At 69.5% G+C, this 13,994-nt stretch carries 13 protein-coding genes and 1 pseudogene; 7 read left to right on the forward strand and 7 right to left on the reverse strand.

The annotated features are described in order from the left end of the window. Positions 1-108 precede the first annotated feature (108 nt). Positions 109-381, forward strand: coding sequence for a hypothetical protein (locus HW837_RS06255; protein ID WP_193381395.1), 273 nt, complete (start codon positions 109-111; stop codon positions 379-381). 1,030 nt (positions 382-1,411) lie between these two features. On the opposite strand, the gene HW837_RS48460 is transcribed toward HW837_RS06255, so the two are convergent. Continuing rightward, positions 1,412-1,864, reverse strand: a complete 453-nt coding sequence (locus HW837_RS48460) for a VOC family protein (protein ID WP_237270023.1) — start codon at positions 1,862-1,864, stop codon at positions 1,412-1,414. Continuing rightward, positions 1,858-2,331: a VOC family protein gene (locus tag HW837_RS48465; RefSeq protein WP_237270024.1), complete on the reverse strand. Its 474-nt coding sequence runs from the start codon at positions 2,329-2,331 to the stop codon at positions 1,858-1,860. Before HW837_RS48465 ends, HW837_RS48460 begins: the two co-directional genes overlap by 7 nt. 496 nt (positions 2,332-2,827) lie before the next feature. On the opposite strand from HW837_RS48465, the gene HW837_RS06265 reads away from it, so the two are divergent. After that, positions 2,828-3,736 carry a fumarylacetoacetate hydrolase family protein gene (locus tag HW837_RS06265; protein ID WP_193382327.1) on the forward strand — a complete coding sequence of 303 codons (909 nt, stop codon included), beginning with the start codon at positions 2,828-2,830 and terminating at the stop codon, positions 3,734-3,736. Continuing rightward, the gene (locus tag HW837_RS06270) at positions 3,721-4,836 is read left to right on the forward strand and encodes an alcohol dehydrogenase catalytic domain-containing protein (protein ID WP_193382328.1); all 1,116 of its coding nucleotides are present in this window, start codon (positions 3,721-3,723) and stop codon (positions 4,834-4,836) included. The genes HW837_RS06265 and HW837_RS06270 overlap by 16 nt, the downstream gene beginning before the upstream one ends. Positions 4,837-4,853: 17 nt before the next feature. On the opposite strand, the gene HW837_RS06275 is transcribed toward HW837_RS06270, so the two are convergent. After that, the gene (locus HW837_RS06275; RefSeq protein ID WP_193379962.1) at positions 4,854-5,471 is read right to left on the reverse strand and encodes a nuclear transport factor 2 family protein; all 618 of its coding nucleotides are present in this window, start codon (positions 5,469-5,471) and stop codon (positions 4,854-4,856) included. Positions 5,472-5,659: 188 nt separating this feature from the next. On the opposite strand from HW837_RS06275, the gene HW837_RS06280 reads away from it, so the two are divergent. The 3 genes from HW837_RS06280 to HW837_RS06290 all read left to right on the forward strand — a co-directional run bounded on the left by HW837_RS06280 (position 5,660) and on the right by HW837_RS06290 (position 8,786). Beyond that, the gene (locus HW837_RS06280; protein ID WP_193379961.1) at positions 5,660-6,604 is read left to right on the forward strand and encodes a LysR family transcriptional regulator; all 945 of its coding nucleotides are present in this window, start codon (positions 5,660-5,662) and stop codon (positions 6,602-6,604) included. Positions 6,605-6,741: 137 nt separating this feature from the next. Then, a complete protein-coding gene (locus tag HW837_RS06285; RefSeq protein ID WP_193379960.1) occupies positions 6,742-7,833 on the forward strand; it encodes an aromatic ring-hydroxylating dioxygenase subunit alpha in 1,092 nt (363 codons plus the stop codon). Beyond that, on the forward strand, positions 7,830-8,786 hold the full coding sequence (locus HW837_RS06290) for a PDR/VanB family oxidoreductase (RefSeq protein ID WP_093788674.1): 957 nt from the start codon (positions 7,830-7,832) through the stop codon (positions 8,784-8,786). The genes HW837_RS06285 and HW837_RS06290 overlap by 4 nt, the downstream gene beginning before the upstream one ends. A 29-nt stretch (positions 8,787-8,815) precedes the next feature. On the opposite strand, the pseudogene HW837_RS06295 reads toward HW837_RS06290, so the two are convergent. The 4 genes and pseudogenes from HW837_RS06295 to HW837_RS06310 form a co-directional block, all read right to left on the reverse strand. Then, a pseudogene (locus tag HW837_RS06295) lies at positions 8,816-9,548 on the reverse strand (SpoIIE family protein phosphatase); the annotation flags it as partial. Positions 9,549-9,688: 140 nt separating this feature from the next. After that, positions 9,689-10,909 (reverse strand): FAD-dependent monooxygenase, encoded by a 1,221-nt coding sequence (locus HW837_RS06300; RefSeq protein WP_093788676.1) that lies wholly within the window; start codon positions 10,907-10,909, stop codon positions 9,689-9,691. Continuing rightward, positions 10,910-11,842 carry an intradiol ring-cleavage dioxygenase gene (locus HW837_RS06305; protein ID WP_093788678.1) on the reverse strand — a complete coding sequence of 311 codons (933 nt, stop codon included), beginning with the start codon at positions 11,840-11,842 and terminating at the stop codon, positions 10,910-10,912. Further along, positions 11,839-12,924 (reverse strand): maleylacetate reductase, encoded by a 1,086-nt coding sequence (locus HW837_RS06310; RefSeq protein ID WP_196790399.1) that lies wholly within the window; start codon positions 12,922-12,924, stop codon positions 11,839-11,841. Before HW837_RS06310 ends, HW837_RS06305 begins: the two co-directional genes overlap by 4 nt. A gap of 219 nt (positions 12,925-13,143) precedes the next feature. Between HW837_RS06310 and HW837_RS06315 the strand changes: the two genes are divergently transcribed. Beyond that, on the forward strand, positions 13,144-13,947 hold the full coding sequence (locus tag HW837_RS06315) for an IclR family transcriptional regulator (RefSeq protein ID WP_193379959.1): 804 nt from the start codon (positions 13,144-13,146) through the stop codon (positions 13,945-13,947). The last annotated feature ends 47 nt before the right edge of the window (positions 13,948-13,994 follow it).

Raw genomic sequence — 13,994 nt, forward strand, 5'->3', positions numbered from 1 at the left:
GGGCGCCGCTGGGGGTCCCTGTCATTACCCCTCACAGCACAGACTCCCTCGACCGGATCAGAGCCGGTCACCTGTCGAATGCTGTCTTGCGCAGCGGGAAGGAGCCGCATGCGTACGACGACACCGGGGCTCGGCGGTCCCGAGGTGGGCGTGCTCGGACTGCCGGACAACGCCGACGCCGTAGGGCTCCGCTCGCGACACCGCAGCATCCTGCAATCCCCCAAGGCGACCCGGGGCCCCTACAACGCGAAACTCCTCGACCACTCCTACGACCTCGGTTTCACCATCCGAGGCTCGGCCTCCGGTCCGCAGACCGCGGCTGTACCCGAGTCGGGAAGAAGCACCCTGGGCACCGCGTCCTGGGAGGTCAACAACAAGTAGGCGTTCCTGGAACGTCGTGTCGCCGGACAACGTGCGGTAGGTCGGTCTGCCCGACGTGGCTGGTGCCGACGAGACGACCGCGGGCGTAGGCAGCCTGAAAATCGACAGGGTCGTGTCCCAGGTAAAACGGCTCAGGGCAACAGGGGCGGGTGTCCAACACCTTGGACACCCGCCCAGGGACGCGGATCTGAGCCATTCGACTCGGACAGAGTTCGGTCATCTGCCATCGGGGGACTGTCACGGCCCGCGTTGATTTCACTTCACCGGCGCCGTGCTCCCCGTCGACGGGGGGCACCGCCGCAACCGGTCACCCCGCCTTCGTGCAACTGCTGCTCAACGGCGCCTGACCGTGCCGCTCACTCGGTCGCAGCGGAGACATCTGGCCCTCGAATCTGTGACAGAGCCGACATGGCGGCGGGTTCCACGGGCCGCGGTGGAGGTCTTCGGAAGAGCGGAGGAGATCTGCCTTGAGCAGTGCGGCGGCGAGTTCGGCATGACGGGAGAATTGCGGAGGAGACGCTGCGTGCTTTCGTCGGCATCCTGCAGATGGCGGGCGCGCCGCCACCCGGCAGATCACCGCGGACCAACTGGCCAACCTGAACAGGCTCGACGCCAACCCTGTTAGGTCCGCGCTCCGTCAGTTCCGGTTACTGCTGCTCGCCCGCCGGACCTTCCAGCACTGCGACATCGCGCGGCTGCGGCAATCGATGAGCAGCCCCTCCGAACTCGCCGAGGCACTGCGCAGCGGCAACGGCGACCCGGCGGGCGGGTACCCGCGTCAGGACTGACCGTTGCCCGCGATCCCCAGGGCCGCCCGAGTGGCCGCGGGCTCGTACTCGGAGCACGCCGCCGGCGCCGGGGAAGACCGCCACAGTCAACTGTCGGGTGGGTTCCCCGGGCGGGCGGAGCTGGCTCTCCGGGGTAGGCATGCTCCATTGCATGGGATGAACTGTTCCTTCGAGTCAGAGGGAAGGCACGTGGAGGCCGTCCGTCCGCCGAGGTTCTTCCGCCCGTCACACGATGACGACGGTCACGCGGGCTTTGCTTCCTGGTTGGTGATGAAGTCGGCCGGCGGCGCCCCGGGGCCCCAGATGGCTTCGGGGCAGTCCCAGTCGTTCGGCTGCCAGGTCTCGGTGATGCGGTCCATGTCGCTGGAGTACTCGATCCAGCTGCCCCAGGGGTCCTGGATGTAGTGGAAGAGGTTCGAGCCGAGGGTGTGGCGGCCGAGGCCCCAGCCCTTCGCGTAGCCCACGGAGGCCATGTGCCGCGCGCCCATGGCGATCTGGTCGATGTCGGCGACCATCCAGCTGGAGTGGTACAGGCCGGGGTGCGTTCCCGGGACGAACCCGAAGACATGGTGGTCACCGGGCCTCGAGTTCATGAAGACGGGCCCGCCGTTGATGATGCGGTCCGACAGGCGCAGCCCGAGGGTGCGGGTGTAGAAGGCTTCGGAGGCGCTCACGTCGGAGCTGAAGATCAGCATGTGGCCGAGTCGCTGGGGCGGGTGTTCTCGCTCGCGTTCAGCCAACGGGCCTGGTCGATCCGACGGACCCGATCACCGACGTTGGCGTCCTGCGCGTCGGTGGTACCGAACTCGCGCCAGGCGGCGATGCCCTCGTCACGGATATTGACCAGGTTGCCTTCATGATCGCGGAACCACAGCCCGCCGGGCACCTCGGCCGGCGCGTCCAGGAGCCTCAGGCCCAGGCCCTCCAGGTGGCGCTGCCACTCGCGCAGCGAACCCGGCTCCACGGCGAAAGCCACGTGGTGCAGCCGCTTGACCGGCCCCTCCGTCAGCACCGTCTGGTCCTGCTCCCGGCCGTCGCAGCGGATCACCACCGCGTTGCCGCGCTCCGCCGTCTCCAGTCCGAACGCGCCGTAGAAGTCCGCGCCCGTGTCGAGCGACGGCACCTGGAGTCCGTAGTGCAGGAGACCTTTGGCACGCAACATGTGCACTCCTCATGTTTCTGGTGAACTCGCATCCCACACGAGCACCGGATCAAGTGTGTACACCTTTAGGCCTGGAGTCCAGATCCCGGGGGAACTTTCTCCATTTCGGACCGCAGATCGCGCCCCCCGACCGCAGCCACCCGGGATCCCACGACATGAGACCGACCCCTCGACGACCTGGCGCGCTGTTCCGGCTACTTCCCCGCCTGCCGCACGGCCGGGGACCGCGGGGCGACCGCGACGAAGAGGCAGTAGCACTCCCGGCACACATGCGCCCCGACACCGTCTTTCAGCAGGAAGACGCATGCCCCCCATGGCGACTGATCCACGAAAGGCGCGCCACCGCCGAGTACCACCACCGCCCGCACACCGACATCCGCCCTACGAGTGCAGGCGCCCTCCATCGACCGCCACGCACGCAAGAAACCACCCTTCCCCTCTCAATGTGTATGCACTATGGTTCAGCTGCTTCAGAGAGTCGGATGCCGGAGGAATCATGAAACCGCCTGAATGGTCACTGGTGCAGTACCGGGTCGAAGACTCGGAGAAAGTCACCGTCGGTGCCTACACCGACGGAACCGTGGTCCAGGGTCCACCCGGGACCGAAGGCCTCACGCTGATGGACGTACTCGCCCGTTGGGAGTCGCTCGCCCCGCTGTTCCGCGACTGGGCCCCGGCGACAGCCGACGCCGTCGCGGGCGCCCGGCTCGCCCCGCCGCTCACCTATCCGGGCAAGGTGCTCTGCGCCGGAGCCAACTACTGGGACCACATCGCCGAGATGGGCTGTGAACGCCCCGACGAGCTGGGGGACCCGTTCTTCTTCCTCAAGCCACCGACGACGACCGTGACGGGCCCGGGGGACCCGGTGCCGCTGCCCGCCTATCCGGGCGCGTGCGTCGACTGGGAGGCCGAGCTGGCCGTCGTCGTAGGCCGTGGCGGGCGCGAGATCGCGCCCGAGCAGGCCATGGGTCATGTGGCCGGCTACCTGGCGGCGAACGACATCTCGGCCCGGGACCGGCTCAGGTCCGACAAGCCGGTCGCCGAGCCGTTCACGTTCGACTGGGTCGGCCACAAGGGGCAGGACGGCTTCTGCCCGCTCGGCCCCGGGGTGGTGCCGGCCTGGCAGATCGCCGACCCGCAGAACCTGCGGATCCAGCTCAGCGTCAACGGAGTCCTGAAGCAGGACTCCTCCACCGCACAGATGATGGTGAAGATCCCGGAAGTGATAGCGGCGGCCAGCCGCATCACCCGCCTCGAACCCGGAGACGTCGTCCTCACCGGCACACCGGCCGGCTGTGGCGTACCGCGCGGGGAGTTCCTGGCCGCCGGGGATGACATAGTCATCGAGATCGAGCGCGTCGGTCGCCTGGAGAACAAGGTGGTGGCGTCATGCGCGACACGCTGACCGTTTCCGAGCTCGGCTGGTCCCCGGCGCTGCCGGTTCCGGCGACCATGCGAGCCATGCTGTTCCGCCGGTTCGGACCGCCCGACGTCCTGGAGCAGGCCACGGTCGACACACCGTGCCCCGGCCCCGGAGAGGTCCTCGTCCAGGTCGCCTCGGTCGGTATCGGCCGACTGCTCGACCTCACGGCCCGCGCGGGCAACCACCCCTACGCCACCATCGAGCCGCCCCACATCCTGGGCGCGGACCACGCCGGAACGATCGCCGCACTGGGCGAGGGCGTGGGCTCCGTCCAGGTCGGCGACCGCGTGGCCGTCCTGCCCGGTGTCGCCTGCGGCACCTGTGCCTACTGCGCGGACGGCCGCGAGGAAGTCTGCGACGGCCTGACCGTGATAGGCACACACCGGCCCGGCGCCTACGCGCAGTACTGCGTGGTACCCGCGGTCAACGTCCACAGGGTCCCGGACGGCATCCCGGCCGCAATGGCCGCCTCCCTCGCACTCCTCGGAGCCGTCGCCGCCAACCAGATGACCCAGGCAGGGCTCCGCCCCGGACACTGGGTGCTCGTCCAGGGCGCGTCCTCCGCACTCGGCTCCACCACGGCCGCCTACGCCCAGCACCTGGGCGCGAAGATCATCTCGACCTCCCGTTCCGCCGACAAGCGCGCGGCCATGGCCGCCGCGGGAGCCGACCTCGTGCTCGACACCAACGCACCGGACTTCGTGAAGCGCGTACGCGAGGCCACCGGCGGTCGCGGTGTCGACATCGCCGTCGACAACCTCGGCGACCCGGACGTCTGGGACGCCACCGTCGACTCGCTGGCCCGCGGCGGCGCGGTGGTCACCTCGGGCGCCTTCCTCGGCGGCAAGGTGGGAATCGACCTGCGGCGCGTGTACTCCGACTGCCACCGCATCATCGGGGTCCGCACGGGCAACCCGGCGGCGGTGGCGGAACTGTGGAAGCAGGTGGAGAATGGCTTCCGGGCCGTGGTCGACCGCACGTTCCCCATCGCTCGCGCAGCCGACGCCCACCGTTACATGGAGGACGACAACAGCCTCGGGCGGGTGGCGCTCACCGTACGCCCGGAGGACTGGGACGCGTAACGGACGAATGGGGCTGATCAGTGCGGATCGCCTGGGGTGCTCGAGCCGGCCAGCCATTTCGCACCCTCGTCGTAGAGGCGCCCCACGACCCCACCCGTCAGTCCCGGCAGCCCGGTCTTCACGGTGAAGCCGGCCTTGGTCTGCAGATAGCCGAGATGGCGATAGCCCACGGGGAAGCGACCCAGTAGCTGCTGGTCCAGGCTCAGCGTCGCGGATGGATCGACCACGTCCAGACGGTCCTTCTCGTAGATCGGCTGGCGGCGCACGATCTTCCACGCGCCCTCGTGGCGCGCGCAGAAATCGTAGAAGCGTCCCGTGCAGACGACGTCGACCTCCACTCCGTCGACCACGGCCCTCTGATTGATGGTCATTTTGGTCTGGGCCGTGGCGCGGTCGCCGACGACATCGGCGGTGTGACCGCCGAGGAAGTGGAGGATGCTGACGCCGTTGTCGAAGCCCTCCCGGCTGATGGCGATGAACTCGGTCGCCGGACCCTGGAACCAAGTGGCTGTCATCCAGCCGTCGTCGGGATGCCACACGGTGGCGAACCGCTCCCAGTCACCCGCATCGCGCCACAGCGCCCAGTCCTCGACCAGCTGACGCAGCTCGCGCTTGTCCGTCTCGATTGTCGGCATCAAAGCCTCCGTCGGGTGCCGAAAAGAAATCCTCTAGTGAGCGGTGATCGATAGCCCAGTTCGGCGGAGCCGGCGAGTGCACGTGAATATAACTGCCGACGGCCGGCGGCGGTGCGGCACGAAATGGGCCTATCGAGACGGTAATACCGTGCCGCTGTTCAGTCGAATCAGAATTTCGCATGCGATACATGAGCGAGGTGAATACCGGAGTGAACAGCAACGCTCGACCGACGAACACCGCAACCGGCCTGTATCGGGTCGACCTCAACCTGCTCCCGCTGCTCGCCGCCCTCCTGGAGTACCGCAGTGTCACCCGCGCCGCCCAGGTGGTCGGGTTGACACAGCCGGCCATGAGCAACGCCCTGCAACGGCTGCGGCGCACCCTCGGCGACGAACTCCTCGTCCGGGTCGGCCGCCACTACGTGCTCACCGCGCGCGCCGCGGCGCTGGCCGGGCCGGTCAGCCTGATCCTGGATACAGCGACCAACCAGGTGCTCACGCCTCCCGCGTTCGATCCCGCGACCTCGGAACGCACCTTCCGCATTGCCGCGACCAGCGCCACGGCCTTGACCGTCCTTCCCGCCCTCAGCGCCACGCTCGCCGGCTGCGCACCGGGTGTCCGCCTGCACCTGGAACCGCCCGATTCCTCCAGGGACCTCACCCGCGGCGACGCGACGGCGGACGTGACGCTGCTGCCCGACACCGTGCCGACCACCCTGCCGAGGGAGCGGCTCTACCACGAGGACTGGGTCGTGGTCGCCGACGCGAACAACGACCGCATCGGCGAGACGCTGACCCTCGACGACCTCGCCCGGCTGCCGCACGTGGTGTTCGAGTGGAACGGAGGACAGGTCGGCGCTCAGCAGGCCTTGGCCCAGCTGCTTCCCGATCTCCACGTCCAGTGCGTCGTCTTCGACTTCCTGATGATCCCCCCGATGGTGAGCGGCACGCCGGTGATCGCGCTGTTGCAGCGCCGACTGGCCCGACGAGTTACGGCCCAGCACGGGCTCAGGGTGATGGAGTCACCGATTCCCCTGCCGTCACTCGGCATCGATCTGGTGTGGAATCCACGCACCGCCGGCGACCCGGGACGGATTTGGTTTCGGAAGCAGCTGATGCGTGCGGTTCATTAGCGAGCTGAATACAAAGCATTTCCAGCATTCGTTGGACTCGTTTCCCGGCTGTGTCTAGCGTTCCGGCGCGAGCACTCTTCTCGCACCGTGGTCCGCGCTCTTGTGGGCCGGCACCGAACCGGAAAAGGAGAACCGTCATGTATCCACTGGATGCCTGGTACGCCGTGGCATGGGACACCGAAGTGGGTCGCGCCCTGTTGCCACGTACCGTGTGCGAGCGACCGCTCGTGCTGTACCGGACCACTTCCGGTGAACCGGTGGCGATGGCCAATGCCTGTTGGCACCGTCTCGTGCCCCTGTCGATGGGCGAGTTGCACGGTGACGACGTGGTCTGCGGCTACCACGGACTCGCCTACGGGCCCGACGGCCGCTGCACCCGAATGCCCGCGCAGGAGACCCTCAACCCCTCCGCCCGAGTCGCGTCCTACCCGGTGGTGGAACGGCACAGGTTCGTCTGGGTCTGGCTGGGCGACCCCGCGTCGGCCGACCCCGTTCTGATCCCGGACCTGCACACGAACGATGATCCGCAGTGGGCCGGGGACGGTGAGAGCATCACCCTCGACTGCGACTACCGACTGGTCCTCGACAACCTCATGGACCTCACCCACGAGCAGTTCCTGCACGCGGACAGCCTCGCCAGCGACGAACTCTCCGAGGCCGAACCCGACGTCGCCCACGACGACCATTCGGTCACGCTCACCCGGTGGTTGCTGGGGATCGAGGCGCCACCCTTCCTGGCCATGCAGATGCGCCGAAAGGACCCCGCCCACGACGGGCCCGTCGACCGGTGGCAGGTCATCCGCTTCACCGCTCCGTCGACGATCACCATCGACGTCGGTGTGGCCCCGGCCGGAACCGGAGCGCCGGAAGGCGACCGAAGCGCCGGCGTCAACGGCTACGTACTCAACTCGGTCACCCCCGCCACGGCCGGCACCTGCCACTACTTCTGGGCGTTCACCCGTAACTACCACCTTCACGACCAGAGCCTGACCACCCTGCTTCGCAACAGTGTCTCGCGGGTCTTCGGCCAGGACACGGACATGCTCAACGCGCAGCAGCGGGCCATCGAGGCCAACCCGGACCACGAGTTCTACAACCTCAACATCGACGTCGGCGGGATGTGGGTGCGCCGCATCATCGACGCTCAGGTCGCACGGGAACAGGGGCGAGACCGTACACTCCCGAGCCGCCTGGCGGCCGTCGCGGCCACGACGAGGGAGACGGCATGACCAGCACCGCCGCCACCGCGGTCGTGGTGACACGCACCGAACTCGTACCCGACATCGTGGAACTGGTGATGCGCCCGTCCAGGCCGGTCCGGTCGGTCCCGCCGGGCAGTCACATCGACATCACCGTCCCACTGCCGGACGGGCCGGAGCCGCGCTCCTACTCGTTGGTCGACCGGGGCCACGACGACGGCCTGCTCCGCGTCGCCGTACGCCTCCAGCAGGACGGGCGTGGAGGGTCGCGGTGGATGCACGAGCTGCGCCCTGGCGCTGAGATCACTTTCGCGGGCCCGATCGACGAGTTCCCGCTCAGCCCTGGCCGCCTGGCGAGCGTGCTCCTCGCAGGCGGCATCGGGATCACCCCCATCGTCGGACTCGCCCGCGCCCTGCACACCCAGGACGTCGACTACCGGCTCGTCTACGCCGGCCGGTCCCGCGACCATATGGCGTTCGTCGACGACCTCGAACGTGTCCACCCGGGCAGGGTCAGGGTCTTCGAGGACATACACGACACCTTCGTCGACCCCGACGAGGTCGTCGCCTCCGTCCCCGATGGTGGCGTGCTGTACGTCTGCGGCCCGATGGGGCTGCTCACCGCTGCCCGTGCGGCCTGGGAGCGTGCCGCCAGGCCACCCGCCGGGCTCCGCTTCGAGACGTTCGGCACGAGCGGCGCCCTGTCGGCGACGCCATTCCGCGTGGAGGTTCCCGCGCGCGGGCTGAGCTTCGACGTACCCGTCGGCACGAGCCTTCTGGACGCCCTCGAGGGTGCCGGGGTGGAGATGATGTACGACTGTCGCCGAGGAGAGTGCGGCCTGTGCCGGGTCCAGATACTCGACGTGGCCGGCAAGGTCGATCACCGGGACGTCTTCCTCTCGGAACGTCAGCGCGCACAGGGCCGGGCGATGTGTGCGTGCGTTTCCCGGGTCACGGGAGCCTGCGTCACCATCGATTGCTGACAAGCCGACCAGTGCGGCAGCATCTGCGGCTACGTCGGCACACCCGCACGCCCAGCCTCCCCCGTGGCCCGAGTGGGCGGCAGCTCCTGCTCGGACCAGATGCATTTGCCGTCGTGGAGATGGCGGGCGCCCCAGCGCCGGGACATCGCGGCGACGAGTTGCAGACCCCGTCCGCCTTCGTCGGTGTGACTCGCGTGGCGGATACGGGGGGGTCGTAAGGCTGCCGTCGTAGACCTCGCAGGTCAGAAAGCGGCTGCGCAGCAGACGAAGGCGGATCGGGCCCTTGGCATGGCGGACGACGTTCCCGATCAGCTCGCTCACCAGCAGTTCTGTAGTGAGTACGAGATCATCGAGCCCCCATGCGTCGAGTTGCTGCCGAATGTATTCCCGGGCTTGACCCGCCGCCCGGGGATCGTCCGGGAGGTCGAGGGAGGCGACATCCTGGGCGGCGGTGCAGCGGGCGTGCACAATGAGCAGGCCGGCGTCGTCGGTCGTCTGTTCGTGGTCCGGCAGCGCGGATTCGACGAGCCCATCGGTGCACAGGACCAGCAGGCTCTCTTCTGGCAGACGCAGTTGGTGCGTCTCGAAGGGCGGCGTGGCCGCGCCCAGCGGCGGGTCCGGGGCGAAGTGGGGGCTGTAGACGGTGCCGTCGGGCTGGACGACGACTGGCGGAGGGTGACCGGCCAGGGAGTAGGTGCAGGTGCGGGCGACGGGGTCGAAGACGGCGTACAGGCAGGTGGCGTAGAAGTCCTCGCCGAAGTCGCAACTTTGGGTTCAGCAGCCCACGCCGTTCTCCGGCGAGGGGGGCTCGGATCGTGTGCCGACCGGTCACCGACGAGAGGGCCGCCGCGACGGTGTGTGCGAACGGGGGCCACCGACTGCGGCCGACGGCCCCCGTCGGCTCAGCCGGCCGCCCGTGCTTCCCGCACGGACAGTCGGGCGTCGTGCCCGTAGATCCATCCGCTCTGGGCGAAGGGGTCCGCGCTCGAGAACGAGGCGTCCCTGGCCTGCTGGGCGGGCCCGTCGGGCAGGTGGTTGCTCTCCGCCCTCCCTCGGCTCATCTGCTGCACGCGGGTGGCGCGCGGTCGGCGTATGTCCTCGTACCGGCGCAGCGCGGCCGAGGGGTCTTCCGGTCGGTCGGCGAGGCAGCCCGCCAGGACGGCGGCGTCCTCCATCGCCTGTGCGGCCCCCTGGGCGAAGAAGGGGAACATCGGGTGCGCGGCGTCACCGAGCAACGCGACCGGACCGTTCGTCCAGCGTGACAGCGGGTCGCGGTCGAGCAGCGCCCACCGTCCGGTGCGCTCCGCCGCCGCGAGGAGGGCCTGCAGCTCGCCGGACCAGCCGGCGAACTCGGCCCGCAGGTCCTCGATCCGCCCCTCGGCCGACCAGGATTCCGTCGTCCAGTCGTGCGCCGGCCCGAACGCGACGATGTTGATCTGCTCGCCGGCCGAGATCGGATAGTGGACCAGGTGCCGGTCGGGACCCAGCCACAGGGTCTGGACCGGAAGGCGCGCGAACTCCGGCGCACTCTCGGTCGGCACGAGGCATCGCCAGGCGCAGATGCCCGAGAACCGGGGTGAACCCGCCTCGGTCACGTACTGCCCCACGGTGGTGTGGACGCCGTCGGCGCCGACGACCACATCGGCGACCTCCCTCGTGCCATCGGTGAACGTGAGCTCCACGCCCTCGTCCAGGCGGCGAAGGCCTGCGAGACGGGTGCCGAGCCGCAAAGCCGTCTCGGGGACCGCCGCCCGCACCGCGGCGAGGAGGTCGGCGCGGTGCGCGACATAACTGTGCTCGCCGAAACGCCGTTCGCATTCCTCGCCGAGGTTCTGGGAGAACAGCACACGACCGTCCTCCCAGCGCCGGAACTCCCACCCGACCCGCAGCGGCACCGCGCGTTCGCGGAAGAGGTCCAGCTGTCCGAGGCCCCGCAGCAGCCGCACCGCGTTCGGGGAGACGACGAGGCCCGCACCGACCTCGGCGAGGGCGGGCGCCTGCTCGTACACGGTCGCCTCGATGCCGGCCCGGTGCAGGAACGCCGCGGTGGCGAGACCGCCGATTCCTCCGCCGACCACGGCCACGCGCGGGCCGGGCGTTCGTCTGTTGTCCTTGCTGGTCATTCACCGGCCCCTGTCGCCCGAGAGGATGCCCGGCCCAGCGGTGTCCGCGGGAGCCAGGACGATGTCGAAGCGGACACTCGACCAGGGCCGGCCACCGACATCGCGGCCGTCGGGAGTGGGTGTGCCCGCGGGGTGCTCCACGAAGTCGTGGATGAGTGAGTCCTGGACACCGAACACGGCGTCACTGGCGAGGAGTTCGTCGCCACGGACGAAGATGTGGGTGATCAGGGTGCGTCTGCCCTCGGCGCGGACGTCGAAGTGCAGGTGCGAGGCGCGCATGGGGGAACGGCCCACGGCGGCGAGGAGCGCGCCGACCGGACCGTCGTGCGGAATGGGGTACGGGGTCGGAGTGATCGCCCAGAACCGGTAGGTGCCCGTTCCGTCGCTGAAGAGGTGGCCTCGTGCCGCGGTGCGGTCGTCGTCGTACTGCACGTCGTAGAAGCCGTCCTCGTCGGCTTCCCACACCTCCATGCGGGCCCCCGGCACCGGCTTGCCGTCGGTGTCGGTGACCGTGCCCTCGACCCAGCAGGGTTGCCCGGCGGCGCCGAAGGACATGTCCCCGCCCAGCGGGATCTCGGGTGAGCCCTCGACGAAGAAGGGGCCGAGCACCGTCGCCTCCGTCGCGTTCGCGTGGGCCTCGTTGTTGATCGCGATCGTCTGCATGGACGCGCCGAGCACGTCCGACAGCAGGATGAACTCCTGCCGCTTGTCGTCGGTGATGTGCCCGGCCGCGGTGAGGAACTCGATCCCGGCGTCCCACTCCGCCTCAGTCAGGCGTACTTCGCGCAGGAAGGCGTGCAGGTGCCGGGTCAGGGCCTGCATCAGCTGCTTCAGCCGCGGGTCCTCGGCGGTCTCGAACGAGGCCACGACCCTGTCCACCAGGGCCTGCTCGCGTGCCCGCTGCTCGGCGGCCGTCTTGTTCTGCTCGTTCACCGTCGGCTCTCCTTCTCGTTGATCATCAGCCGCGGGTCCGCGCCCCGCCACGCCCCACGCAGCAGGCACCGGATGTCTTCGGCCGTCACCGGCCGCGGATTGCCGTCCGGCACCACGTCCAGGACCGCCTGCACGGCGTCGTCGACCTCGGTCTCCTTCAACCCGTAGTCACGCAGCGCTTTCGGCGCGTCCACGTCACGCCGGAGCCGCTCCAGCCCGTCGATCGCCGAACCCGCGCAGAACGCGGCCGCGATCCGCTTCTCGACCTCCGCGGCGGCGGGGGCGTTGAACGCCAGGACATGAGGCAGCACCACCGCGTGGGTCTGGGCGTGCGGCAGGTCGTACATACCGCCCAGCACATGGCAGATCTTGTGGTGCAGCCCCGACCCCGCCGACGAGAACGCAACCGCGGACAGGTACGTCCCGTACAGCGTCTGCTCGCGGCCCGGAAGGCCGGCCGGGTCGGTGACCACGGCGGGCAGGCCTGCCGCCAGCGCACGGATCCCCTCCCCCGCCAGCGCCTGGTCGATCGGGTCCACGCGGGGGCCCCACATCGCGTCGACGCAGTGCGCCAGCGCGTTCAGGCCCGACGCGACGCTCATCGGCACCGGCAAGGACACCGTCAGCGCCGCGTCGTACACGACGGCACGCGGCAGCACCCGAGCGTCCACCCCGGTGGTTTTGCGTGCCCGCTCGGTCAGACCCCACACGTTGGTGGCCTCCGAGCCCGCGTACGTGGTGGGAACGGTGACGATCGGCAGCCCGCTGCTCAGCGCGATCGCCTTCGCCAAGCCGGTGGTGGAACCGCCACCTACGCTGAGCAGCAGATCGACCTGGTGGACGGCGGCCGCGGCACGGGCCCGCTCGGCCACCTCGACGGGAACGTGCATCACCACCTCGTCCCACCTCACCACGACGGGCAGACCGGCCGTGACCGTCCGCGCGAGCTCCGCCTCGGCGGCTGCCGCGATCACCATCACCCGCGAGGCTCCGAGCCGCTCCACCTCGGCCCGCACCAGCACCGCCGCCTCACCCGAGGCGAAACGGACCCGCTGAGTCAGGTTCTCGTGCTCGAAACGCAACGACGCCCCGTTCTGCGACGCGGCTCGCGACTCCACTGATGACTCGGTCTGCGACTCGGCGCCATGGCCGCCGCCGCCCCGCGACGTCTCGGTCATGCGCATGCCTGGACTCCCTTCGGCTTGAGGACTGGGGAGAGAGTCCATGGCCGAGCCCGAGAGGGTCAGTACGATGTCCACTGAACGGACATCTTCCTGTCCTCGGGGGCTGCCGAGTCGAGAATGGCTCGGGGGGGACGGCCCGCCGGCACGGCGAAAGGACCCGACACGGCCAACAGCAGCGACCGTGGCCGCACGGTCACCTCCCGGGCCCTGGCGATCCTGGACGCGTTCACACCCGGCCGCCCGGAGCTGACCCTCGCCCAGATCTGCCGCCTCACCGGCCTCCGCCACGCGACGGCGCATCGGCTGGTCGGCGAACTGACGGCCTGGGGAGCGCTGGAACGCCTCCCCGGCGGCACCTACGTCATCGGCTTGCGCCTGTGGGAGCTGGGCACGCTCAACCCGCGAGGCCTGCCCCTGCGCGTCCGGGCGATGCCCGTGATGGAGGACCTGCACGCCGCCACGCGGCAGCACGTCCAACTGGCAGTCCTCGACGGCACCGAAGCCCTCGTCGTCGAGCGGATCTCCGCGACGGGAGCGGTTCCGGTGGTGTCCAACGTCGGGGGTCGGCTGCCCCTGCACGCGTCCGCCGTCGGCCAGGTACTGCTGGCGCACGCAGGCGAGGAACAGTTCACCGCGGTCGTAGGGGGTGGCCTGGCCCCTCTCACGGCCAGGACCATCACCGACCCGACCGCACTGCGCCTGACGCTGGCGGAATGCCGGAGAACCGGCGTCGCCGTCGTGCACGAGGAGATGAGCCCGGACGCCCACTCGGTGGCGGTCCCCGTCTCCGACTCAAAGGGACGCGTGGTCGCGGCCCTGTCCGTCGTATGCGCCGACGCCCGAACCCATCTGCTGGTCCCTGCTGTCGTGCTGGCCGGTCGCGGCATCTCCCGGGGTCTCGGCGCGCGGGTCCTTCCGTAACGTGCCGACCTCAATGTGCATACACACAACCCTGCTGAATTTGACAT

The sequence above is a fragment of the Streptomyces caniscabiei genome (assembly GCF_014930365.1).
GTDB lineage: Bacteria > Actinomycetota > Actinomycetes > Streptomycetales > Streptomycetaceae > Streptomyces > Streptomyces caniscabiei.

Coding starts and splice junctions, on each gene's coding strand:
- HW837_RS06255 (WP_193381395.1), top strand. CDS start 109: ATGCGTACGACGACACCGGGGCTCGGCGGTCCCGAGGTGGGCGTGCTC.
- HW837_RS48460 (WP_237270023.1), bottom strand. CDS start 1,864: ATGCTGATCTTCAGCTCCGACGTGAGCGCCTCCGAAGCCTTCTACACC.
- HW837_RS48465 (WP_237270024.1), bottom strand. CDS start 2,331: ATGTTGCGTGCCAAAGGTCTCCTGCACTACGGACTCCAGGTGCCGTCG.
- HW837_RS06265 (WP_193382327.1), top strand. CDS start 2,828: ATGAAACCGCCTGAATGGTCACTGGTGCAGTACCGGGTCGAAGACTCG.
- HW837_RS06270 (WP_193382328.1), top strand. CDS start 3,721: ATGCGCGACACGCTGACCGTTTCCGAGCTCGGCTGGTCCCCGGCGCTG.
- HW837_RS06275 (WP_193379962.1), bottom strand. CDS start 5,471: ATGCCGACAATCGAGACGGACAAGCGCGAGCTGCGTCAGCTGGTCGAG.
- HW837_RS06280 (WP_193379961.1), top strand. CDS start 5,660: ATGAGCGAGGTGAATACCGGAGTGAACAGCAACGCTCGACCGACGAAC.
- HW837_RS06285 (WP_193379960.1), top strand. CDS start 6,742: ATGTATCCACTGGATGCCTGGTACGCCGTGGCATGGGACACCGAAGTG.
- HW837_RS06290 (WP_093788674.1), top strand. CDS start 7,830: ATGACCAGCACCGCCGCCACCGCGGTCGTGGTGACACGCACCGAACTC.
- HW837_RS06300 (WP_093788676.1), bottom strand. CDS start 10,909: ATGACCAGCAAGGACAACAGACGAACGCCCGGCCCGCGCGTGGCCGTG.
- HW837_RS06315 (WP_193379959.1), top strand. CDS start 13,144: ATGGCTCGGGGGGGACGGCCCGCCGGCACGGCGAAAGGACCCGACACG.